Raw genomic sequence first — 23,193 nt, forward strand, 5'->3', positions numbered from 1 at the left:
ACCTCATGCTCGACCAACGCCGCCAAACCCGCATGCGTGACCGCGACACCCTTCGGCTTGCCCGTCGACCCCGAGGTATAGATCACATACGCCACATGCTGCTCACTCAGCGGACGCAACCGATCCAGATACGACACCGAATGCGCCGCCTCCGCAGCGATCCTCTCCCGATGAACCGGTGCGTCCAGTTCGATCCACTCCACGCCCGCACCCGGCAACCCCACCCGATGCACCGCAAGGGTCACCCCCAACACCGCACCGGAGTCCGACAGCATGTGCGCGATACGATCCGCCGGATAAGCCGGGTCGACCGGCACATACGCCGCACCCGTCTTCGCCACCGCCCACATCGCCAACACCGACTCCACCGAGCGAGTGATGGCCACCGCGACGAAATCCCCGGGCCCCACCCCGAACCCGATCAGATACCGAGCCAGCCGCGACGACGCCTCATCCAGCTCCCGATAAGTCAGCTCACGCTGATCAGCCGGATCACCGGTCGGGTTGTATCGCAGCGCTGCCGAGTCGAACGCCGTGTCCACCGCAGCGGTCAGCAACTGCGGAAACAGCAGACTCCGTGCTCGTGAGGGACGGGTGCGACGTGCGGAACGACGTGACGGGGTCATACGGCGGCAGGTTCACTCTCTGAATCGATCATTGTTCGCCCTGGCTATGGAGCCAGAAGCGATGCTTCAAATGCGTGAACCCATGACCCGAGCGTGCTGTCGGAATATAGCGAACGAGGATCGCGTCTGCCCACCGAACTCTAGAAGGAAGCATTCGGTATACCCGTTTTGGTGATCAGCGAACAGTACTTGTGACCAAGGACATCCCAACACCACAGCTGCCCGATCAGCTCTTGCCCGGTTTCCTGGGCGACACGCGCCCGGACTCGGCGGGGTTGTCATTGCCACGGGTCCCGACGCGGGCCCCGACCCGTAGTGACGGTCGAACGCTCGCCTAGCCGACGGATGACGGCAGCGTCATCGACCGGAACGTTCCAGGTCTTTCAGCTCCTGCTGGAGACGGTCCAAGGCCGCGCGGATGGCATCGATCTGCGCGTTGAGTTCGGCGATCTTCGCCTGATCGACAGCTGGCGGGGACTGCGCCGGTGGAACCGCTGCCGGCGGTGGTGATGGGGGCTGCTGGCCCGGTGACGGAGGCGGGGAGGGGCCGGTGCCAGGTGCGGTGGCGAGCTGGCCGGTACCGGGACCGAACACTTGGTCGAGCGCCTCGGCGAGGGTCGGGGCGTACCCTACGCGGACGCCGCCGGTGCCGGGTTCACGGTAGCTGACGAGTACCCGCGCCAGCTGCGGGAAAGTCGATCCGTTCGGTGTGGTCGAGATCCGCTCGGTGAACAGCGGCTCGACGTAGAGCAGACCGCCGTCGGCGATCGGCAGGGTGAGCAGGTTGCCGTACTGGATCCGGTTCGAACGCTCGAGCAGAGTCCGCTCGGACGCGACTCGGGTGTCGGAGATCATCGAGTTCTGGATCTGCTGTGGCCCCTGGGTGAGGGTGTCGGTGGGCAGCTGCAGGACGCTGATCTTGCCGTAGTTCTCGGGGTCGGAATGGGCGGAGACGTAGGCGGACAGAAATTCCCTGTTGTATCCGACCATCGCGCTGGCCAGCCGGAACGACGGCTGAGCGGTGGACTGGTCGCCGAGCAGGACGTAGAACGGCGGCTGGTGCGGGTTGGTCTCGACGGTCGGATCACTGGGCACGGACCAGAAAGCGTTGGTGGTGAAGAACTCTCGCGGTTCGTCCACATGGTATCTGGCGAGCATCTCCCGCTGGACGGTGAACAGGTCCTCCGGGTAACGGAAATGGGCCCGCAGTTCCGCGCTGATCGACTCCTCCGGTTCGACCGTGCCCGGGAAGACTTTCATCCACGCCGCCAGGACCGGGTCGTGCCGGTCGACCTGGTAGAGGGTGACCGTGCCGTCATAGGCGTCGACGGTGGCCTTGATCGAATTCCGCACGTAGGAGATCTGCCGAGCCAGGGGGGCATCGCTGTCCGGCTCCTGGGGTCCGAGCGAGCTGCGCTTGGCATACGGATAGCCGTCGATTGTCGTGTATGCGTCGACAATCCAGACGATCCGGCCGCCCACGACCGCCGGGTAGGGATTGTGGTCGGTCGTCAACCACGGCGCGACGAGTTCGACGCGATGGCGCGGGTCCCGATTGAAGATGATCTTCGATTCGGGACCGATCGCCTTCGAGAAGATGATGTTGCGCTCGGTGTAGGTGGTGGCGAAGGCGAGACGGTTGAGCCAGTTCCCGATCGGGACGCCGCCGGCGCCGGTGTAGGTGTACTTGGTGGTGTCGGTGTCGTACTCGCGCGGTTCGGTGCCACCACCGACAATCGCATAATCCGGGCTGGCGTGGGCGATCACTTCGCCGTAATACACACGGGGCTGATCCACGGGGATCACTTGCTGCCCGGATGCTTGGGAGGCGATGTCACTGACCGTGTAGATCGGGTATCCGCTGTTGCTGCTGGCGGCATCGCCCGCGGCATCGCGGACCGCCGCGTTGACGCGGTTGGCCGGTGCGGCGACGAACCCGTTGCCATGGGTGTAGACGGTGTGCTGATTGACCCAGTGGCGCTGGTTGCCGCTCAGCGCGCTGGGGGTCAGCTCGCGGGCCGCGACCACGTAGTCGCGCTGTTCCCCACCGATGCGGTAACGATCGAGGTCCAGATGCGCTGGGAAGCTGTAGAAGTTCTTCAGCTGTTGCTGCTGGGTGAACGTTCGCGAGAGCACGTTCGGATCGAGCAGGCGGGCGTTGGCGATCGTGGTCACGTCCGCCGGTAGGTTGGACGGGCGCTTGGTACCGACCCCGGAGTAGGCCTGGTATTCGACTCGGTCGTTGCCGATCCCGTACGCCTGTCGGGTAGCCGCGATGTTGCGTTCGATATAGGCGCGTTCCATGTCGGCGGCGTTCGGGCGGACCGAGAACTGCTCGACGGCCAGCGGCCAGACGGCCCCTACCAGGATCGACGACAACAGCAGCAGCGCTGCGGCCATCGCGGGGATGCGCAGGTCCCGGACGACGACGGCGGCGAAGACCGCCGCGGCGCAGATCACCGCGATCGCAAAGAGAATGAGCCGGGCCGGAAGCACCGCGTTGATGTCGGTGTAGCCGGCGCCGGCGAAGGTGGGTTCCTTGCGGCGGCTGGAGAGCAGCGAGTATCGATCGAGCCAGTAGGCGGCTGCCTTCACGGCGATGAACGTGCCTGCGAGCACCGCGAGCTGGATGCGGGCCGCGTGGGTCAGACCGGCCGCGTTTCCGGACAGCCGCAGACCTCCGAACAGGTAGTGCGTCGCGAGACTGGCCAGGAACGCGAGGACCGTGACGACGAACAGCCAGTTCACGACCAGTCGGTAGAAGGGCAGATCGAAGACGAAGAACCCGATGTCGTGTCCGAACTCCGGATCCGACACTCCGAAGGACCCGCCGTGCAGGAGCAGCTGGACAGTCATCCAACTGGACTGCCCGATGAGGCCGCAGATGAGGCCGAGCGATACCGCGATGCCCAGCCCGAACCGCAGCGGCCAGCGCCTCACCATGTCCCGGTACGGCCGGAGGCTGTCTTCTTCCCCGGAATCGGGCACGAAGACGGGACGGAATCTGAAGGCGAGCCACATCGCCGCGAAGAGGACGCCACCGATGAACAACGCGACCACGATGAACAGCGACAGACGTGTGACCAGCACCGTGCCCCAGACACCGCGGAATCCGACTTCACCGAACCACAGCCAGCTGACATAGGCACTGACCAGGCGGGGAACGATCAGCAGCGACACGACGAACACCGTGGCGGCGACCACCAGCACCCGAGTGCTGCGATGCAACCGCCGCAGGCCGGGACCGTCGCGTGCGCTCATCTCCCACTCCTGTGGCTGCGCCGAGCCGAACGTGTACGGCTGGCGTGGACCACTCAGCCCGATACTACCGAGGGAGCCGCGAGACCGTGCCCGGTCGCGGCGCATGCAGGGGTTGCCGATTCGACCGGCAAGGTGATGGGCTTTTGGAAACGCCGAATCACTCACGTCCCCCAACCCAGCTCGCAGTCTGGTCGAGAGAAGGCGGTTCACCAGGCGATCGCGTGGAATAACCAGCCAGAGTCAGCGCCGAGACGACGATGGAGCAGCACATGGACGACGAGATCGAACGCACACCGCGGCTCACGGCGTTCCCGCCTATCGACGACTACGGTTTCATCTCCGACTGCGAGGTCACTGCCCTCATCGCTCCCAACGGAGCCATCGAGTGGATGTGTCTACCCCGCATGGACTCCCCCAGTGTCTTCGCCGCCATCCTGGATCGTTCCGCCGGCTCGTTCCGGTTCGCCCCCGCCGACTTCATGGTGCCGACCGATCGCCGCTACGTCCCGGGCACCATGGTCATGGAGACGACCTGGCGCAGCGGCGAAGGGTGGGCGACGGTGCGCGATGTGCTGCTCGTCGGGCCCTGGCGGCACCAGACACCCGGCCGTAGCGCCCATCGCCGGACCCCCACCGACTACGACGCCGAGCACATTCTGCTCCGGACGGTGCACTGTGAGACCGGACAGATCCAGTTCGGGCTGGACTGTCAGCCGGCCTTCGACTACGGCAGGCATCGCGCTCGTTGGGAGTACCTCGACAGTTACCACCTGGCGCAGGCCAGCGCGGACGGGATCGATCTGCGGCTGACGTTGAGCACCGACATGCGCTTGGGGCTGGAAGGTACGCACGCGGTCGCCCGCACCCTGCTGAAGGCGGGCGACACACGCTTCTGCGCGCTCTCCTGGGGCAGTCGCGAACTCCCCAGTGAAGTTGACGAGGCCGACGAACGGCTGCTGCGAACGATCCACCATTGGCGGCACTGGCTGGCCGGCGGGCGGTTTCCCGACCACCCGTGGACAACCCAGCTGACCCGCAGCGCACTGACCCTCAAGGGCCTGACCTTCGCACCCACCGGCGCCATCGCGGCCGCCGCCACTACGTCGTTGCCCGAAACCCCAGGCGGACAACGCAATTGGGACTATCGCTATTCATGGGTCCGCGACTCCGCCTTCGCGCTGTGGGGCCTGTACACCCTCGGCTTCAGCTGGGAGGCGAATGACTTCTTCTCCTACATCCTCAGCTTGACCGAGGAAGTCCGGGACATGCAGATCGTGTACGGCATCGGCGGGGAAACCGACCTCACCGAGCAGACCCTCACCCACCTGCGCGGCTACGACAATGCCGGTCCCGTGCGCATCGGCAACGGCGCATACCGGCAACGTCAGCATGATGTGTGGGGCGCGGCGCTGGATTCGGTCTATCTCTATGCCCGCCACCAAGATCAAATCGATGCACGGGCCTGGCCGTTGCTCGGCCGGGCGGTCAAAAGCGCCCTCACCTACTGGCGCGAGCCCGACCACGGCATCTGGGAGGTTCGCGGGAAGCCGCAACACTTCACCTCCAGCAAGGTGATGTGCTGGGTTGCCGCCGATCGTGGCGCCCGGCTGGCCCGCATCCACCAGGACTTCGAACGCGCACATCGCTGGCAGCAAGCCGCCGACGAAATCCACGCCGACATATGCACGCACGCCGTCGACTCTCGGCAGGTGTTCACCCAGTACTACGGCAGCACGGCGCTGGACGCCTCGACCCTGCTCATCCCGCTGGTTCGCTTCCTGCCCCCCGACGACGAGCGGGTACGCAACACGGTGCTGGCCATCGCCGACGAACTGACCGAAGACGGCCTCGTACTGCGATACCGCGTCGATGAGACCGACGACGGATGCGCCGGGGAAGAAGGCGCTTTCACGATCTGCTCGTTCTGGTTGGTCTCGGCGCTGTCGGAGATCGGCGAAAAGAAACGAGCCAAACAGCTGTGCGAGAAACTGCTCGGCTACGCCAGCCCGCTCGGCCTCTACGCCGAGGAGATCGACCCCCACACCGGCAGGCACTGGGGCAACTACCCGCAGGCGTTCACCCACCTCGCCCTGATCAACGCCGTGATGCACGTCATCCAGGACGAACAAGCCGTACTGCGACAGGCACTGGGCGGTGAATCGATCGCCCCCCGACTGGGCGATGCGCCGTTCACGGTGGGATACATCCACCACTGACCCTCGCTTCTCGGGTCTAGCTCAGGAGGCCGACGATGGTGGCGGACAGGAAGCTGACCAGGGTGGCGCCGTAGAGCAGGCGGAGTCCGTTGCGGGCGATGACGGTGCCCTGCTTTTCGCTGAGGCTGCGGACCGCGCCGGTGACGATGGCGATGGTGGAGAAGTTCGCGAACGAGACCAGGTAGGTGGACACGATCGCGACGGTGCGGTCGGACAGTCCGGCGTGTTGTTTGCTCAGTTCCTGCATGGCGACGACCTCGTTGGACACCAGTTTGGTGCCCATGAATCGGCCGGCGGCCGCCGCCTCCTGCCACGGCACGCCGGTCAGCCAGGCCAGTGGGGCGAAGACGTGCCCCATCACATCCTGGAACGTGGTGCCGTGGAACAGGGCGGCGAAGATTCCGTTGACCATGGCCAGCAGGGCGATGAATCCGATCAGCATGGCCGCGACGGTGAAGGCGACCTTGAATCCGACCAGGATGTAGTCGGTGAGCATCTCGAAGAACGATTGCGGCTTGCGGCTGTCGGCGATTTCCTCGCCGAGCAGCTCGGCATCGTCGGCGGCGGTGACCGGGTAGGGATTGATCAGCGAGCACACCGCGAACGCGCCGACCATGTTGAGCATGATCCCCGCGATCACGTACTTCGGGTCGATGAGCTGCATGTAGGCGCCGAGGACGGATGCCGAGACCGTCGACATCGCCGATGCGGCCAGGGTGTACATCCGCTGCGGCGGGATGTCGTCCAGCATGGCGCGCAGCGAGATGAACACCTCGGACTGACCGAGGATGGCGGCGGCGACCGCATTGAACGATTCGATCTTGCCGAAGCCGCTCACCCACGACAGCAGCAGGCCGACGTATTTGATGATCAGTGGCAGCACCCGCAGATGCTGCAGGATGCCGATCAGGGCGGAGACGAACACGATCGGCATCAGGACCGCGAACAGGAACGCCGGCCCGCTACCGCCAGTGGTGGGCAGATCGCCGAACACGAACGCCGTCCCCTGGGCGGCGTAGCCGAGTATGTGGGCGAAGGTGTCGCTGACCGCGCGAATCACGGTGCGCCCGATCCCTGTTTTCAGCAGCAGGAAACCGAGCGCGATTTGCACCATCAGCAGGACCGCGATCCGCGGCAGCCTACCGCAGGCGGCCCGGCGGTCGGTACTGGGCAACCATGCCAGCAGCAGGAAACACGCCAGCCCGGCAACCCCGATCAGATGATGCACGCGCACCTCGGAAGCCATGCCGCGCAACAGTTTTTGGGAGCACCTCTCATGTCGGTCCATAGTGGGGTCTACCCACGGTTGAGAAGCCCTGCCGAGCCCGCGCCAGCACTCCGCGTGCGCGCGTCCGTTCCGAGACAAGTTGTCCGGCAATGGCATTCGTGCGGGCGCGAGATACCGCAGCATCCCGCCGGCGGCGAGATCACCGTGATGGTTGCGTGCCGGTCGCCTTGGCAACGTCCGCGAGCATCCGGTCGGCGGCCTGGACCCCGATACCGGACATCCATGTCTCGTCGGGGACCTCGATGACCTTTCCGTTCCGCACCGCGGGCAGATCGCGCCATACCGGGCTGGTGGTGACGGCGTTCTTCTGGGTCTTGCCCGGATCGTCGATGGTGGCGACGAAGATGAGATCCGCGTCGGCCTGATCGATCTGCTCCGGGCTCACCTCCTTCATGATCTTCTTCGGATCGTTCGAGATCTGTGACGCCGGGCGCGGCAATCCGATATCGGCGAGCACCACCCCGCTGAAGGAGTTGCTCTGGTACAGCCGGGTCGGTCCGGCGAGGAAGCGGACCACCGAGACGGTGGGCAGGCTGCCGTTGTGCCCGGCCTTGATGTCGGCGCCGAGCGCGCGAGCGCGGTCCTCGTACTGCTTCAGCGCCTCGGCGGCCTGCGTTTCCAGGCCGAGCGCCGTGCCGTGCAACGCGAGATTGGCCTTCCACGGGCCGCCGACGGTTTCGGTGAACACGGTGGGCGCTATGCCGGAGAGCTTGTCGTAGATCTTTTCGTGCCGGATCTTCGACGACAGGATCAGATCCGGTTTCAGCGAGGCGATGCGTTCCAGATTCGGCTCTTGCAGCGGGCCGACATCGATCACTCCGTCGACTTTGCCGGCCAGGTAATCCGGAAATCCGCCACGGGTTTTCGTGTGCGGCACCACTGCCCCGAGCGGCTTGACGCCGAGCAGGGTCACCGAGTCGAGTTCGGCCGTATCGAGCACGACCACACGCTGCGGTACCCGGGGGATCGTCACCTGCCCCATCACGGTGTCGACGGTGCGCGGGAAACTCGCGGGGTCGGCGGGTGATGCCACCGAATCCATTGCGGTGGAGCCGGTTCCGCACCCGCTCAGGCCGGACATACCGATCGCGGCCGCGAACAGCGCAACTGTGACGCGACCGGCTCGGCGCAGGCGGCATTGTCGGATGGACATGATGATCCTCGTCTCTCAGCGGTGAAGCGGCCGTCACTCCCGCGGGGTGACAGTGTGGCCGTCGGGCGTCAGGCCCCGAAGGGTGGTGGATGCCGACCGGGCACCGTTGTGTCGCGCGGCCCGGCTTTTGGGCACGACCAGCGGGGTGCCGGTCTCGGGATCGGGGATCACCCGGCAGTCGACACCGAATACCGCTCGGACCAGATCGGCGTCCAGCACCTCCGCGGGCGCACCCGCGGCGGCCAACCGGCCATCGTGCAGAACGACCAGGTGGTCGGCGTAGCGGGCGGCCTGCCCCAGGTCGTGCAACACCATGACGACAGTGCGGCCCGCCGCACTGTGCAGTTCGGCGACCAGATCGAGCACGTCGAGCTGATGACGCAGATCCAGGAAGGTGGTCGGCTCGTCGAGCAGCAGCAATTCGGTCTCCTGTGCCAGCGCCAGGGCGATCCAGGCCCGCTGCCGCTGCCCACCGGACAGCCGGTCGACCAGCTCGTCACGCAGCACATCGGTTCCGGTGCGGCGCAACGCATTCTCCACCGCCGCTTGGTCCGCGGCCGACCACGGGCTCAGCATCCGTTGATGCGGATAGCGGCCCAGCCGCACCAGCGCTTCCACCGTGATCGCCTCCGGGGTGATCGGCTGCTGCGGCAGCAGACCGAGCCGCAGTGCCAGAGCGCGCGCCGACATGCGATGGATTTCCGCACCATCCAGGGTGACGGTTCCGCCGGAAGGACGCAGCAGCCGCGAAAGTCCGCGGAGCAGAGTCGACTTGCCGCAGGCGTTCGGTCCGACGATCGCGGTGACCGCACCGCCGGGCAACTCCAGATCCAGCCCCTCGATCACGCCGCGGTCCCCGTAGCGCAGCGCGAGATCGTGGGTGGCGAGCACATTGCCACCCGCACCCACACTCCCGCGCGCACTCGTGGCCACGCCCATGCCCGTGGACACACCCACACCCGCGGTCGGCCGATGCTCGTCCTGGCCCGGGGCGGCACCGGTTGTGCCGGTCTTTGCTTCGCTCATGTGGTCCTCCGATGGGCCGGGCTGCCCTCACGCAGCAGGAGAATCAGCAGCCACGGCGCGCCGACCGTGGCGGTGACGACGCCGACCGGCACCGCGACGGGCAGCAGATGCTGGGCGACCAGGTCACAGCCGATCAGCAGCGTCCCGCCCAACAGCCCGGTGACGGCCAGGGTGGCGGCGGTGGGCGGCCCCGCGACCATGCGCACCAGTTGCGGCACCGCCAAGGCCACAAAGGCGATCGGGCCGGTCAGCGCCGCGGCGAGCGCGGCCAACGCGACGGTGGTGAGCAGCAGGCGCAGTCGCGCAGAGGAAACGGCGACACCGAGCGTGCCCGCCGACTCGTCGCCGAGATCGAGCACCGCCAGCGTCCGGTACTGCACGAACAGCGTCGCCAGGACCACCACGGAGGCGATCGCCGCGCCCTGTACTTCGATCCAGGTGCGGCCGTAGAGAGAGCCCGCCGTCCACTGCATCGCCGATCCCGCCAGCTCTTTCGGGAAACGCACCACGATCAGGTTCACCGCGGCCGCCAGCCCGGCCTGCACGGCGAGCCCCACCAGCACGAGACGGTTGACCGGCAGCCCGGCGCGGCCGAGTACACCGAGCAGCACCGCCGCGAACAGGCCGCCGGCGAGCGCACCGAACGGAATGAGCGTCTGCGCGGCGCCGGCGGCGAGCACGACGACCGCGCCGAGCGAGGCCCCACCCGTGACACCCATGACGTCCGGCGAGGCCAAGGGGTTGCGGAAGAGTCGTTGCAGCACGGCCCCGGCCATGGCCAGCCCCGCCCCCGCGATCAGTCCGGCGACCACTCGCGGCGCCCGGAACTGCTGGACGATGTAGACGTCTCCGGCGTCGCCGAGTCCGAGTGCGGCGCGAATCGCCGTCGCCGCCGCCATGTCGACCTCCCCGGAGGACAGCGCGACCACCAGCAGGATCACCGCTACCCCACCACACCCGACGCCGATCGACACGACACGGCGGCGGCGCGCAGCGGTGACCGATCGAATCATGCCGCCGGAGAGGGTCTTCCGAAAATCGCGCCGATCCGTCTCGTCCTGACGTACCGAGACCTGCTCGCTCATCGACGCTCCGTCCGACGAGCCAGCACGGCCAGAAGGGCTGCGCCGAGGAATGCCGTGACGATACCGGCCTCCACTTCCGACGGCCGCGCGATGAGCCGGCCCACGATATCGGCCGAAAGCAGCAACAGCGGACCGGCGAGCAGACATCCGGGGATCACCAGCCGGTGGTCACCACCGACCAGCAAACGCACCAGGTGCGGGGCGGCCAAGCCGATGAACGCGATCGGCCCCGCGACCGCGACCGCCGAGCCGGCGAGCAGGACGACCGCCGCCATTCCCGCGAATCGAATGCGCGCCACCGGCACACCGAGGGCCTGTGCCGAATCATCGCCGAGCGCAAGAGTGTTCAACGCGGGACCGATCGCGAGCCCCACACCCGCGCCGATGGCCAAGGTCGGCAGCATCGGCACCAGCACGTCGAGATCTCGTCCCGCGATCGAACCGGCCAACCAGAACCGGGCCTCGTCCAGTGTTCGCTCACTGAACAGCAGCACCGCCGACGTCCACGAGACCAGAACCAGCTGCAGCACGGTGCCACCGAGGACGAGACGCACCGGATCCAGGTCACCGGCCCGCCGCCCCAGCGCCAAGGTGAACATCGCGGCGGCGGCCGCACCCGCGAAGGCGAATACCACGTACTGCACCGGATGCGACAGGCGCAACGCGTAGATAGCGGTGACGACGGCGAGCCCGGCGCCGGCATTGATACCGAGAGTGGTCGGCGCGGCCAACGGGTTGCGGGTAATTCCCTGCACAACCGCCCCGGCAAGTCCGAGCGCGGCACCGACCGCCAGTCCGATCAGCGTCCGCGGCACCCGCAGACCGGTGATCACCAGGGCGTCGCGGTCATGCCCCGCGCCGAGCAAAGCCTCGACGACCGTAGGTACGGGCACCGACCTGGCCCCGAGCGCGAGACTGAGCACGACACACAGCAGCAACGCCGCCAACCCGATGAACAGCGCCGGTACGTGGCGCCACATCGAGGCGGTACGGGTCGTATCAGTCGAGGTCACGAGACGTGAGCTTAAGTTAGCCAGACCTAAGCCTGTCAAACAGGAAGGGCTTCCCAACAGCTGCCGACCAGCTGCTAGCCGGGCGCACCGATTGACTGTGCTGTGCGAGAACTCCTACCGAATCGACGAAAACTTGGTGCTGGAACCCGCAATGTTCTCGAGGGGCCGCTACGCCGAGGGCGAAACGAGTACGTGTTGAAGCGCATGCGCACGGATAATGAGTCACGGCAACCGATGCTCGAAGGGCCGGAGGGTGAACCGGATGGACGATGTGCTGCTGACTCCGCCAGACGCGGACGAGGCGCGGCTGCTGGCGCGCGGTGTGGTCACGGCCGCGCAGGGGGAGGCCGGTCTGACGCTGTTGCAGCAGTTGCTGATTCCGGCGCTTTTCCTGTCCATGACCGGCCACCCGGTCGAGTTGACAACGCTCGAGCCCATCACCGCACCTGAATTCGCGGTCCAGCTGGCTCGGCGCAACCGGATCTTCCGTACCCGGATTGTGCAGACGATGCTGCTGGCCGCGCTGGTGGTGCGGCCGCTGCCGCCGCTCGTCGCGACCCAGTTGCGGGAGTTCGCCGACGCATTGGACGTCGATGACGACATGATCGCGGTGGCACAGAAGTACGCCGAGGGTGCGATCGATCTCGCGGCGGTCGATTTCGCGCGCAACGGATACCTCGGCGGCCTCGACCCACGCAGGCTCAGTGCACTGCACACCGAGACCCTGGACAGTTCGTGGGGCCAGGTCGGCGACGACCCGGCGCTCGCCGCGCATTGGGCGTCGCTGGGCGACCTACCGGTGGGCACGCTCGGCCGAGGCGTCGCCGACTTCTACCGCGATCGCGGCTTCGTCACCCCTGGCCTGCCCGGTTCGGCGCCGCCGCTGCTGGCCCAGCACGATTGGGTGCATGTGCTCGCCGGATACGGCACCACCTTGGAAAACGAGATCGAGGTCTTCGCGTTCATGGCCCGCGCCAACGACGACCCACGTGCCTTCAGCCTTCTCGCCATGGTGGTCTCCCTCTTCGAAACCGGCTATCTCCACGCCGGCGCAGGTCTGTTCGAGGCCAACGAGGGCCACCTCCGTACCGCGGGCATGGCCGCCCGCCTCGCCGACGCAATGCGCCGTGGCGCCCTCACCCAGGGCAGCCACGATTTCCTCGACCTGGACTGGTTCGACCTCGCTGACCGCCCCATCACGGTGGTGCGCAACGATATCGGCCTGACGCCCAAGGCGTCCGCCGCGCGCGCCGCCGGATCGGTCGGCCCGTGGGACAGCGGCGGCATCACACCGTTCCAACTCCAGTCAGCCGAGCGAGCGGCCGAAGCCGACGGGCGGCCTTATGTCCCATGGCACCCCGACCCCTCACGAGATTGATGGGTGCCCGATCGTGCTCCGCCGCCCCTGGGATCGCCCAGACGGTCGATAGGCGCTTCAGCCCGCCGCGTCACGCCGCACCTGCACCGTGACACGGCCACGTTCGTCGCGGCGCGCGACCGCATGGCCGCGCCTGTCGGCGCCGTTCGAATGCACGATCGAAGCGTAGCCACGATGGCCGGCTACAGCCGCTCGACGGCCCGAGCGAATCGCCGAACCACCCGCTCCCCGGCAAGCCAGCGGTAATCTCTACTGCGACAAGGGCGTTCGTACCGAGATCCCGAGGCGTCGACGTCTACCTGGCCGGATATCGATGCCAGTCGACCTGAGGTAGGGCATATATGAGGCACAGAGGTACAAGGTTTCTCGACATCGTCGGTAGCCGTTGGATGGCGGTGGCGACGCTGGCCACGATCACCGGGTTCTACTATCTGTTCGTCGCGATCACCAACTGCGTGGACACCGACACCAACCGAAACGGTGTTGCCGCTGTGCTGTCGATGAGATCGACGATCCACAACGCGGGGACGGACTGGCGGGCGATCACGAACAGCAACCTCGCGCTCGTCGCCTACATCCTGATCGTGATCTGGGAGTTCCTGATCGCCTTCGTGCTGCTGGCCGCCGCGGCGGTGTGGGTCCGGGTGTTGAGCGGTCGGCCGCGCCGGCTTCGTGCCGGGCTCGGCGTGGCCGTCAAACTGTCGAGCCTGGGCTGGACCATGGCCGTGCTGCTGTTCGCGGGCGGTTTCCTCACCGTCGCCGGTGAATGGTTCCGCATGTGGGCCAACAAGGAAGTGAACGCGTCATCGGCTGCGCTGCAGAACTTCCTGATCGCTGCCGTCGGCCTGGTTCTCGTACACCTGCCGGAATCGGTCATCCCGCACGCCGCGCCCACGGCACCGGAAGTGTCCCGGCGCTAGCACGACGGGCGGCCGACCGGATCCACCCTCATACCGCGGCGCTCCCTCCCGCCACGATGTCCCCGCCTCCTGGCGAGCTCAGTCGGGCAGCCGGATGCCGCGCTCCTCGGCCTTCGCCGCGACCTCGCCGGGAAAGATGTTGCGCAGCAGGTAGAGGTCGCGGCCCAGTTGCCAGCCGGGGGCCAGCGCGACCGCGTACCGCTCGAAATAGCCGAGCTGCTTGCCCATCAGGATGAGCTGCTCGGGGCCGGCGACGCCACGACGCTTGCCGAAATCCAGCAGCGCTGAGGTGATCGTCTTCAGGTCCAGCCGCGCGAGCTCCCCGGACAGGATCGGGCCGAGCACAATGGCGAGCTGCCTGCCGATCGCGGTGTCGTCGGTGCTCTGCTCGGCGAAGAGATCCAGTTCGCGCAGCGTGGTCGCTACCGGGGTGAAATCTCCGTCGAAGGCGCTGGCGTAGAACATCGCCCGGACCATCGCTCGCCACGGCGGCGACATCGTGCCCACGATGCCGAAATCCAGCATCGCCAGTTTGCCGTTCTCGAGCAGCCACAGATTTCCCGCGTGCACGTCGCCGTGGAACAGACCGTGCACGATGACACCTTCCAGCCACACTTTCACCAGCCGCCGGATCAGCAGCTCCGGATCGGCGTGCTCGCCGACGACGTCGAACTGATCGAGCGGTACGCCACGCAGTCGCTGCATACAGATGCAGCGCGGCCCGCACAACTCCCAATAGACCTCCGGCACAACGACTTCCGTGTTGTCGCCGAACACGCCGAGGTTGGCGCGGACGCGGCTCTGATTGTCCGCCTCGATCAGGAAGTTCAATTCCGCCACGGTGACTTCGTAGAGGTCACGCACCACGCCGACGGCGTTGGCGATCCGCGCGTGCTCGGATCGCCGTTCGAGCAGCTTCGCCAGCACCAGCGCCGCACGCAGATCGACGATCATCCGGCGCGCGATCCCCGGGCGTTGCACCTTGACCACAGCCTCGCGTCCGTCGGCGAGCACGCAGGCGTGCACCTGCGCGACCGAGGCCGCCGACAGCGGCACGTCGTCGAACTCGACGAACATCTCGCCGATCGGGCGGCCGAGGTCTTGCTCGACGATCCGCCTCGCCGCGGCGGCCGGGAAAGGCGGCACATCGTCGAGGCAGCGCAGACACGCATCGGAGAGTTCACGCGGAAACGCGCCGGACGACGATGCGATCAACTGCCCGAGTTTGACGAACATCGGCCCGAGACGTTCGAAAGCGTCGACGACGCCGTCGGCCAGCACTTCCCGCCGCGTTCGCCGCCCGGCACGCCCGCGCGTCCCGGTCACGGACCGGGCAGCCTCCACTATGGCCCGGCGAGTGAGGGCGACACCGAATACCAGCGCGATGGTGAGCATCCGAAGCGCCTCGGGCACGCCGAAGGCGTCGAGACGGGGCCGGTCGACGGCGAACGCCTCGGCGGGCGGACGGTGCTCGGTGCGCGACGCGGTAGCGAAAGACAGCGGGTCGGCACTCATGCTTTCGCCTCCCTGGCGCTCGACTCCGGCACGACCGTCGTGGCGGCTGTATCGATGGTTCGCTCGCTCATGCCTACGCCTCGCCGGCGCTCGGCACACGGAACGACACACCTTTGAGCACCGACCTGCGACCACGGCCGACGGGCCGGTCCTCGACCACGACCGCGTCTTCCCTCAGATCCGTCACGGCTGGCAAGCCTATCCAGAACATGTTATAGGGCAGCCCGAATCCGTCGATGAACCGTCGCGCGCCGACGAACCTGGTGTGGTTCACCCACATCCAGGCGAACGCAGCCGTCCGGACCGATGATCCACGGGTTGTCCACCGCAGTAGCCGCGCCCGAGCGGATGTCGTCATGCACGGCGATCGCGCGCGGTCGCCGCAGGACGGATCCGCCTCGGATCGACCGCGCTCAGCGGTGCGCCGAGCGATAGGCGCTGTTCTGGGACATCACGATGCGAACAAGGTCGCCCAGCGCGATCTCCACATCGGTGAGGTGCAGACCCCACGTCGCGTCCGGGACGGCGTACAGCTCGGGGCTGCCCGGTTCCGGCGTCGCCATGAGCGCCGTCGCGTCCCCGCTGCGCATGCACTGGAGCCGGTACCGTTCGGCGGGGATCAGCCACGGGGTCGGCGCGGCGACGGCGGCTGGTCCGTGGCGCAACGCCAGCTCGACGCCGAGTGGGCTGGGCACCGGGCTCACGCGCAGGACCGTTGCCGCGGTATGGGATTCGTTGCGGTCCAGCGAGGCCGGGTTGGTGCAGGCGATCTCGTAATCCGGACCGTACGGCCGCGGCAGCGGCTCCGGGGTCATCGGGTTGCGGCCGAAACGGCTGTCCGCGGGCGGGTTTGCGCCGAAGGTCTGCCAGGCGAGCACGCACCGCGTCTGCCGTTCGCTGTGACACAGCGGCAGATGCTGGAAGTCACCGCCGACGTCACCGTTTTTCCGCACCACCACATTGCCACCGAGCAGGATCGCCGACAGGATCCGGTCTCGCACCGCCTGCTGCGGTTCGATCTCCTCCCGGATCAGTTGGCGCAGCATGCGCGCACCCTGCGAATGCCCGATCAGCACGAGCGGCCTACCGCTCTCGCGCTCGGCGAGGAACTGCCGCCACGCCATCAGCACGTCCTCGTATGCGATCCGTGCCATTTCGGCGCGCTGCTCTGGGGTGTAGGACCGCTCCGACGCCAGCGCGATGATGGTCCGCTGCCGATACACCGGCGCGTACACCTGACACACCTGGGAAAACCGGGCCGCTTGTTGTTCGGCGACCGCCCGCACCTCCGGCGTCACCGCGGTGTCGGAGTTGGGCGTCGGCTCCAACGACACCGTCGGATACACATAGAAGCAGTCGACCCCCGAATCCCCCGCGGGCGTGGGTTCCTCGCGCACATCGGGCTGCCCGGCCCGCCGCACCGTCGTCGCCGAACTCCCCCGGCACGGATCATCCGCCCGATCCGGCCTGCACAACCACACAACACCGACGTCACCACTCGGTTCCGCCACCGCGCTCACCGACGACCCCGCCAGCAGGCCGACTCCGCACACGACGGCCGCAACCGCCCGCCGCCACCGACTGTCCCGCATCGCACACCTCACTGCTTCCGCGCCCGGCCATCAGCGCCCACGGCGACACCGCGAACGCTCGGCCGCGCCTTCGACGGCGTCAGCCCAGCGAAAATCCAGATGCCCACATGAGCCGGCGAAATCTCTTGGCAGTCGGAAAGATACATCAATGCGGCGGGAGCATACCGAGTTCCAGCCGCCGCGCCCGGTTCGAATCAGGCCTTGATGGCCCAGGTATGTGCCCCCGGCGTGGATCGGGGGCTGATCAGCTGCCGACGCCGTGATCGGTCCAGGCGACCACGCGCAGCGGGAACGAGCCCATCCCGCGCACCGGCGCCGGCAGGGCGACCAGCCTGGCACCGGTGCCGGGGACCACGTCCAGGTTCGTCAGCTGCTCGATGATCGGGATTCCCGCACCGAGCAGCGTGTGGTGGCACGGCCGCGTCGGCAGGGACGTATCGTCGATGTCGAGCGAGTCGATCCCGACCACCGCCACATTGGCGGCGACCAGTGCGTCCGCGACCTCGCCGACCAGGAACGGATGCCCGGGGCCCCAGTACGCGGACGAACCCCACCGTGCCGACCATCCGGTGTGCACGAGCACCGCCTTTCCCCACAGCCGCGCCGGGTCGCCGAGCACATCCGGCCCCACCGCGCGGATCCCCGGCACGCGGATCATCACGATCGGCACGTTGAACAGCCGTTCCAGCGGCAGCTCGGCGATGTCGGCACCGCCGGCGTGAAAATGCGAGGGCGCGTCGATGTAGGTCCCGGTGTTGCCGACCATATCCACGCGCGCGATGTCGTAGCTCATGTCGATCAGCCGCGACTGCTCGCGCGAAAACGCTGTGGTGACCCGCGGTCCGGGCAGGCCCGGATAGGTGAGCATGCCATCCGAGATCGGGTGCGACAGCTCCACCATCGCCTTGCTCATGCTAGGCACCGTACCGGCCGATCCCGCCGCGGCGGCCAGGGATGTCAGCGTGCCGGGAAACGCCCCGCGAACTCCGGGCGTGGCCGCGCACCGTTGGGCCGCTCGCGGATCAGCACAGGAGGCCCGGCAGCCTGCAGACGCGCTGGTCGAGGCCGCTCTACGCCCAGTGCGCAGCGGCCCGAAAGAGAGCAGACTGAGAGCGAGGAGGTCATCATGCGACTACTAAAGGGCCTGCTCGGCGTGGTGCTGGGGATCCTCACGGCCGTGCTCGGCACGGTGCTCGGGATCCTCGCGGCCGTGCTATGGCTCGTCGGTGCGCTGCTGTGCGTGACGGTCATCCTGCTTCCGCTGGGCATCCCCGTCGTGAAGCTCGCCCGTCGTCTGTTCACCCTGTCCGGGCAACTGATGCGTGTTCCCTGAAGGACCCCCGGGCATTCTGGCGGCCTCGTGGTAATCGCGTCGACACTCGGGTTGGCGGCCGATTTCCTTGGCCGAATGCGGGCTGATGGCATCGACCGGCTTCGAGGCTATGCCCATGCCTGCCGTCTGGCCACCTGAGGCTGCGGCGGGATGAGCCTGGTCCAGAATTCGCGGCGGACCGCGTCCCACAGCCTCGTCAGTTCCGGATGGAGTTCTCGCGCTTGCGCGAGGTCCGGGTAGTTGCCGGGGCTGAAGGACACTACTGGTGAAGTGTCGTGCTCGTTGTGCACGGCGACAATCGCGATCAGATGGTGCTGAAGCAAGCCCCAGGTCACACGCAGTCCGTCGACTTCCGTTCGGCGCACATCATCCATCTTCGACATCCCGTCGACGTAGACGTACCTCGTGCATTTGCGGACCACTGGCGACCGACCGCAGTCGGCTGTGCACCGCCGTCTCGGCCGGCAATTCGGCGCGGCCACGGATGCGCCACCGGTGGCGTTCGCTCGGACTCGTCGGGTTCTCGGACATGGGGAAATTCCTGCTTCGATCGTGACGCTGTCGCGTCAAGGTGCCCGGATGAGGCGGACCACACGGTTTCCTAACATAAGACATTAGATTTCATAGTTCAATGGTTCTTCAGTAAGAATCTGTTAAGTGCAGGGTTCCCGCGACGCCCGCCCGCCTCTGGCAGTTTCCGCACCCCCGATCGCACAGGCCGGACTGCGTATATGTCTAACTTTATAGTTCATATTTCAATTGTTCATCGACTAGAATTGCCTTAGGTTCCCGCCACCCGAGGAGTCGCGTTGTCCAACCAGGAGAGCGCCGGATTGAGCGCGCTCGGCGCCGTGCTGTCACCCATCGAGGGTGGCGGTCCGAAAACCGAGGCCGTGGTGCAGCGGCTGTCCGCCGCGATCAGCCTCGGTGTGATGGCCGACGGGCAGCAGTTGCCGAGCGAGACCGATCTCGCCAACCAGTTGGGTGTGTCGACGATGACCCTGCGGGAGGCGCTGGCCGTACTCCGGCAGCAGGGAATCGTCCATACCAAGCGCGGGCGCGGGGGTGGTAGCTTCATCCGCGGTTCGGCGGGGGTCCTCGAGACCACCTCGCTGGCGCGGTTGCAGCAGATGAGCATCCAGGAGCTGCGCGATCTTGGAGACGAGCACTTCGCCGTCACCGGAGCGGCTGCCGTGTTCGCCGCGCGCCGCGGGTTGCGGGCCGATATAGCCCGGCTCCGTGCCTTGGCCGAGCGGCTGAAGGGCAGCACCGAACCCGTCTCGGCGCGCCGGGCGGACAGCCGCTTTCATATCGAGATGGCGGTGTGTGCGCAGTCCACCCGGCTGACCCGCGCCCAGGTCGGCCTGCAGGCGGAGCTTTCCGCCTTGCTCTGGCTGCCGCGGCTGAAAATGGACCCGGCAGTGGAGGCGACCGCGTATCGCGACCTGGTGGATGCGATCGAACGAGAAGACGATGCCCGGGCGAGAGAACTGGCAGAATCACATACCGAATCACGGATCCGCCGCCTCGTCGCCCTACGCTTGGAGCTCAGTGATGATGAGGGACACCGATAACGTGCCGGACTCGGTGACCGTCGAGTCGCTCGCTCATGCCGTCACGAAACTGGCCGACGAGGTCTACCAGTCACTGGAGACCCTCGCGACCGCGCTGAGGACCCTGTGGAATGGTCTGAGCGAGAAGCCGCGGTCGACTGACCTCGCACCGCTGCGGGAGACCATCCTCGGCGAGCTCGAGCGGCGCGGAAAGCTGTTCCACGGCGCCGGCGTGGTGATGGCCGACGGCGTTCTCCTGGATCGCCCCCTCTACCTGGAGTGGTGGTCTCTGGACGCACAACGCGGACCGCAACGCCTGACGCTGGAATTGAATCCCCAGAGCGAATACTTCTACGACTACACCGGAATGGATTGGTTCACGATCCCGCGTGACCAGGGTCGGCGATGGGTGTACGGGCCGAACCTCGATTACGCGTGCAGCGATCAGTACGTCTGTACCTTCGCGGTACCGGTCACGATCACATCGGGAACCTTCCTCGGAATCGCCGGTGCCGATGTGCCGGTTGCCGCGATCGAAGAGGTCTTGCTGCCGCGATTCCGGGCATCCGGTCAGCGGGTACTGCTGGTCAACGACGAGGGTCGCGTCATCATGGGGACCGATCCCGAATTCACCACCGGATCCAAGACGAGCCGGATGGACCGATCGGCCGCGGCGGTGCCGATCGAGGCGGTGCCCTGGTCGCTGCGTGCGCTGGGATCCATGGCACCCCACTGACACCGCGGGACACCGATCCAGCAGGGTCCCCGGCCGGCGGACCCTTACGCGACGAGGGTGAGGTGAGCGTCCTCGACCTTGCCGATACCGCCCGCTCGCGTCATCAGGCGCGCCACGGCCTCGGCGACCTGTCTCGGCTGCTCGAGAATCACCGAGTGACCGGCGCCGTCGACCAGCACCAAGTCCGAGTATTCGACGGCGGCGGCCATCGCGACGGAATGCGACGGCGGCGTCATCAGGTCGGCGGAGCCGCACAGCACCAATGTCGGGATCTTCGAGAGAACCGCAAGCGCGTCGGTTCGGTCGTACGCCATGAAATCGCTCAAGAAGCTCGCCATCGTCACGATCGGCGTCTGGTTGCGCATCGCATTGGCAAGGGTGAGCACCCGGGGGCTGACCTTGCGATCGCCGAATTCGGCGGTACGGACGATCGGGGCGAGGAGCTTGCAGGCCATCAGCTTCGCGCGGTGCATCGCGCTGGGCGCGCGTCGCACGGCAGCCTGGAATACGGAAACGGCCGGGTTGCGCAGGAGGCGGCCGAAGCCGGCGTCGGCCAGCCCGTTCGCGGCGGTCGCGATGAGTGCGACGCCGACGATGCGGGTGCCGATCTCGTGCGGGTTCTGGCTGGCGTAGGTCAGTGCCGTCATGCCGCCCATCGAGTGGCCGACGAGGACGACCGGCCCGCTGGGGGCGACAGCGTCGAGAACGTCGCGCAGGTCGTGGCCGAGCTGCTCGATGTTGTACGTGCGCCGGGACGCCGCGGCGGAGTCGCCGTGGCCTCGGTGGTCGTAGCAGACGATCCGGGCGCCGGTGTAGTGGCGCAGCAGCGCGTCGCGGACGTAAGCCCAGGACTCGGTGCGCAGGCAATGCCCGTGCAAGAGCACGACGGTGAGCTCCGCATCTCGTGGGCCGTATTCGCGAATCGCAAGTGCCACACCGTCTTCGGTCGAGACCGTGGCACGACGCTCTGCCGAGGTGGCGATTGTGCTCGAGATCGACATGGGGGGCTCCGGTCTGCTGGCGGTGACTTGTTCAACTTTCCGCCAGATATGCCGCCGGTATCAGGTCCCCGAGTGCTGGGGTCCGTCCCCCAAGGTGGAGCAGATCACCACCCAAGGGTGCACCGGTGCCCAAGCCGATGGCCGGGCGGCCGGTGCACCTCGATGTGGTCTTCCGGTAGACGATGTCGCGACCGAGCGCATCACCGATGCCGAGGCCCCGGATCAGCGCGGCGGTTGGTTCATGTCTCGGTTCATCTGTGGGATTTCGATACTGATCGGCATCCGTAGTTCGGCCAGGTAGATCAGGGCTGCCTGACGAAGGAATTCGTCGAAGAGCCAGTAGGCATCCGGCGCGAGCGGGACGACGGGGAGCAGGCCTTCGCGGACGGCGATGAATGGCCCCCAACTCACCCGAAGCAGCGGGTCCCAGACCGGTTCCCTGGGGATGGCCAGGCCATCGGCGATCTTGTCACCGAGCAGGAAGCGGGTGAACGCGCCGAGGACCGGCTTGCTGAGGATGGCGAGATCGAGGTTGGCACCCAGGCGCAGGAGCCGGTCGGCCAGCTTGGCGCCCTCCGGGGTCGCAGCCAGCACCGGGTCGAGGACCTGCGCGGCCTGGGCATTGGCCTCCTCCCACGACGCGGGAATGTACTCGTCGCGGATGCCGAGCATGTGCGCGCACAGCTGCCAGGAGTGCAGGAATGCCTCGGACTCGGCGGCGGGAATCGGCACCTTCCACGCGGTCAGGTGCTTCATGACGGTCGTGGGCAGGCTGTGCCAGGTGACCATCATGTCGTTCTGGCTGATCGGAATGTCCTCATCGGCGGAGTGCACCCAGTACGGGGACTGCGGCAGCAGATGACGCACCGCGGCATGCACCAGCCGGGTTTTGACGCAGGTTACGACCATCTCACCATCGGGTGCATAGGCATTCGCGGTCCCGATGTCGTAGCCGAGTTTCGCGGTCTTCGAGATGCGGTCCTTGAGATCGTGACCACCCTTGGAGTAGTAGACCGCGCGCGCCTCTTTGGGAATGACCGTGCTCATCATGCCGCTGGCCAGCCCGTACAACACACCGAGATAGAGCCCCCGCTTCTTGTTGAACTCGACCGCCGTGGCCAGCTTGCCGCGGTCGGCCCAGGGCGGCAGCCGACGCGCGTACTCCATGAAGTCCCGCAAGTCCGGCGGTAGACCCGCAGGCAAGGGCTGACCGTTCCTGGTCCAGGTCCGCAACAGCTCATTGACCCTCGGCACCTCGCCCCTGTCGAGCAGTGCGGCGACCAGCTCGTCAGCCTCGGCGTCCCACACCCCCATCGGATCGACACCGGACCCGCTACCCGCCACCGAGCCCTGCGGTGACCACGTCCACGGCTGCGCCCGTGCCGGCGTCACCATGGCCAGCGCACCGAGTGCGCCCAATACCCCACCGGTCTTCAACGCGTCGCGCCTGCTGAATCCATCCATGTCTTCGCTACTCCTCATTGAGCTCGAGCACCA

At 67.0% G+C, this 23,193-nt stretch carries 19 protein-coding genes; 6 read left to right on the forward strand and 13 right to left on the reverse strand.

Annotated features, from left to right (window positions below):
• The coding region (locus ACWPXK_RS24975; protein ID WP_454198597.1) for an AMP-binding protein at positions 1 to 626 on the reverse strand (626 nt) is incomplete at its 3' end.
• Positions 627 to 983: 357 nt separating this feature from the next.
• Positions 984 to 3,887 carry a UPF0182 family protein gene (locus ACWPXK_RS24980; RefSeq protein WP_454198598.1) on the reverse strand — a complete coding sequence of 968 codons (2,904 nt, stop codon included), beginning with the start codon at positions 3,885 to 3,887 and terminating at the stop codon, positions 984 to 986.
• A 269-nt stretch (positions 3,888 to 4,156) separates the two neighbouring features.
• Between ACWPXK_RS24980 and ACWPXK_RS24985 the strand changes: the two genes are divergently transcribed.
• The gene (locus tag ACWPXK_RS24985; protein WP_454198599.1) at positions 4,157 to 6,103 is read left to right on the forward strand and encodes a glycoside hydrolase family 15 protein; all 1,947 of its coding nucleotides are present in this window, start codon (positions 4,157 to 4,159) and stop codon (positions 6,101 to 6,103) included.
• 16 nt (positions 6,104 to 6,119) lie between these two features.
• On the opposite strand, the gene ACWPXK_RS24990 is transcribed toward ACWPXK_RS24985, so the two are convergent.
• The 5 genes from ACWPXK_RS24990 to ACWPXK_RS25010 all read right to left on the reverse strand — a co-directional run bounded on the left by ACWPXK_RS24990 (position 6,120) and on the right by ACWPXK_RS25010 (position 11,668).
• Positions 6,120 to 7,349 carry a NupC/NupG family nucleoside CNT transporter gene (locus tag ACWPXK_RS24990; protein ID WP_454198600.1) on the reverse strand — a complete coding sequence of 410 codons (1,230 nt, stop codon included), beginning with the start codon at positions 7,347 to 7,349 and terminating at the stop codon, positions 6,120 to 6,122.
• A 181-nt stretch (positions 7,350 to 7,530) separates the two neighbouring features.
• Positions 7,531 to 8,544 (reverse strand): ABC transporter substrate-binding protein, encoded by a 1,014-nt coding sequence (locus tag ACWPXK_RS24995; RefSeq protein ID WP_454198601.1) that lies wholly within the window; start codon positions 8,542 to 8,544, stop codon positions 7,531 to 7,533.
• Positions 8,545 to 8,577: 33 nt separating this feature from the next.
• Positions 8,578 to 9,483, reverse strand: coding sequence for an ABC transporter ATP-binding protein (locus ACWPXK_RS25000; RefSeq protein WP_454198900.1), 906 nt, complete (start codon positions 9,481 to 9,483; stop codon positions 8,578 to 8,580).
• Between the two features lie 83 nt (positions 9,484 to 9,566).
• Entirely contained in the window at positions 9,567 to 10,655 is a 1,089-nt protein-coding gene (locus tag ACWPXK_RS25005; RefSeq protein ID WP_454198602.1) for a FecCD family ABC transporter permease, read from the reverse strand.
• A complete protein-coding gene (locus tag ACWPXK_RS25010; protein ID WP_454198603.1) occupies positions 10,652 to 11,668 on the reverse strand; it encodes a FecCD family ABC transporter permease in 1,017 nt (338 codons plus the stop codon). Before ACWPXK_RS25010 ends, ACWPXK_RS25005 begins: the two co-directional genes overlap by 4 nt.
• 262 nt (positions 11,669 to 11,930) lie before the next feature.
• Between ACWPXK_RS25010 and ACWPXK_RS25015 the strand changes: the two genes are divergently transcribed.
• Positions 11,931 to 13,046 (forward strand): hypothetical protein, encoded by a 1,116-nt coding sequence (locus ACWPXK_RS25015; protein WP_454198604.1) that lies wholly within the window; start codon positions 11,931 to 11,933, stop codon positions 13,044 to 13,046.
• Between the two features lie 341 nt (positions 13,047 to 13,387).
• A complete protein-coding gene (locus ACWPXK_RS25020) occupies positions 13,388 to 13,966 on the forward strand; it encodes a DUF2165 domain-containing protein (protein WP_454198605.1) in 579 nt (192 codons plus the stop codon).
• Positions 13,967 to 14,044: 78 nt separating this feature from the next.
• On the opposite strand, the gene ACWPXK_RS25025 is transcribed toward ACWPXK_RS25020, so the two are convergent.
• From ACWPXK_RS25025 to ACWPXK_RS25035, 3 genes are all read right to left on the reverse strand, one after another.
• Entirely contained in the window at positions 14,045 to 15,481 is a 1,437-nt protein-coding gene (locus tag ACWPXK_RS25025) for an ABC1 kinase family protein (RefSeq protein ID WP_454198606.1), read from the reverse strand.
• A gap of 413 nt (positions 15,482 to 15,894) precedes the next feature.
• Positions 15,895 to 17,073: a DUF3089 domain-containing protein gene (locus ACWPXK_RS25030; protein ID WP_454198607.1), complete on the reverse strand. Its 1,179-nt coding sequence runs from the start codon at positions 17,071 to 17,073 to the stop codon at positions 15,895 to 15,897.
• A gap of 244 nt (positions 17,074 to 17,317) precedes the next feature.
• On the reverse strand, positions 17,318 to 17,986 hold the full coding sequence (locus ACWPXK_RS25035) for a cyclase family protein (protein WP_454198608.1): 669 nt from the start codon (positions 17,984 to 17,986) through the stop codon (positions 17,318 to 17,320).
• A gap of 213 nt (positions 17,987 to 18,199) precedes the next feature.
• On the opposite strand from ACWPXK_RS25035, the gene ACWPXK_RS25040 reads away from it, so the two are divergent.
• Positions 18,200 to 18,406 (forward strand): hypothetical protein, encoded by a 207-nt coding sequence (locus ACWPXK_RS25040; protein ID WP_454198609.1) that lies wholly within the window; start codon positions 18,200 to 18,202, stop codon positions 18,404 to 18,406.
• 107 nt (positions 18,407 to 18,513) lie between these two features.
• Here ACWPXK_RS25040 and ACWPXK_RS25045 read toward each other — a convergent pair whose 3' ends face one another.
• Entirely contained in the window at positions 18,514 to 18,789 is a 276-nt protein-coding gene (locus ACWPXK_RS25045) for a hypothetical protein (protein WP_454198610.1), read from the reverse strand.
• A gap of 426 nt (positions 18,790 to 19,215) precedes the next feature.
• Between ACWPXK_RS25045 and ACWPXK_RS25050 the strand changes: the two genes are divergently transcribed.
• On the forward strand, positions 19,216 to 19,980 hold the full coding sequence (locus ACWPXK_RS25050; protein WP_454198611.1) for a FadR/GntR family transcriptional regulator: 765 nt from the start codon (positions 19,216 to 19,218) through the stop codon (positions 19,978 to 19,980).
• Positions 19,964 to 20,695 carry a cache domain-containing protein gene (locus ACWPXK_RS25055; protein WP_454198612.1) on the forward strand — a complete coding sequence of 244 codons (732 nt, stop codon included), beginning with the start codon at positions 19,964 to 19,966 and terminating at the stop codon, positions 20,693 to 20,695. The genes ACWPXK_RS25050 and ACWPXK_RS25055 overlap by 17 nt, the downstream gene beginning before the upstream one ends.
• Before the next feature lie 44 nt (positions 20,696 to 20,739).
• Here ACWPXK_RS25055 and ACWPXK_RS25060 read toward each other — a convergent pair whose 3' ends face one another.
• Both ACWPXK_RS25060 and ACWPXK_RS25065 read right to left on the reverse strand, forming a co-directional pair.
• Positions 20,740 to 21,696: an alpha/beta fold hydrolase gene (locus ACWPXK_RS25060; protein ID WP_454198613.1), complete on the reverse strand. Its 957-nt coding sequence runs from the start codon at positions 21,694 to 21,696 to the stop codon at positions 20,740 to 20,742.
• Positions 21,697 to 21,918: 222 nt separating this feature from the next.
• Positions 21,919 to 23,160 carry an oxygenase MpaB family protein gene (locus tag ACWPXK_RS25065; RefSeq protein WP_454198901.1) on the reverse strand — a complete coding sequence of 414 codons (1,242 nt, stop codon included), beginning with the start codon at positions 23,158 to 23,160 and terminating at the stop codon, positions 21,919 to 21,921.
• Positions 23,161 to 23,193: the final 33 nt, after the last annotated feature.

It is taken from the genome of Nocardia sp. Marseille-Q1738 (genome assembly GCF_965283145.1).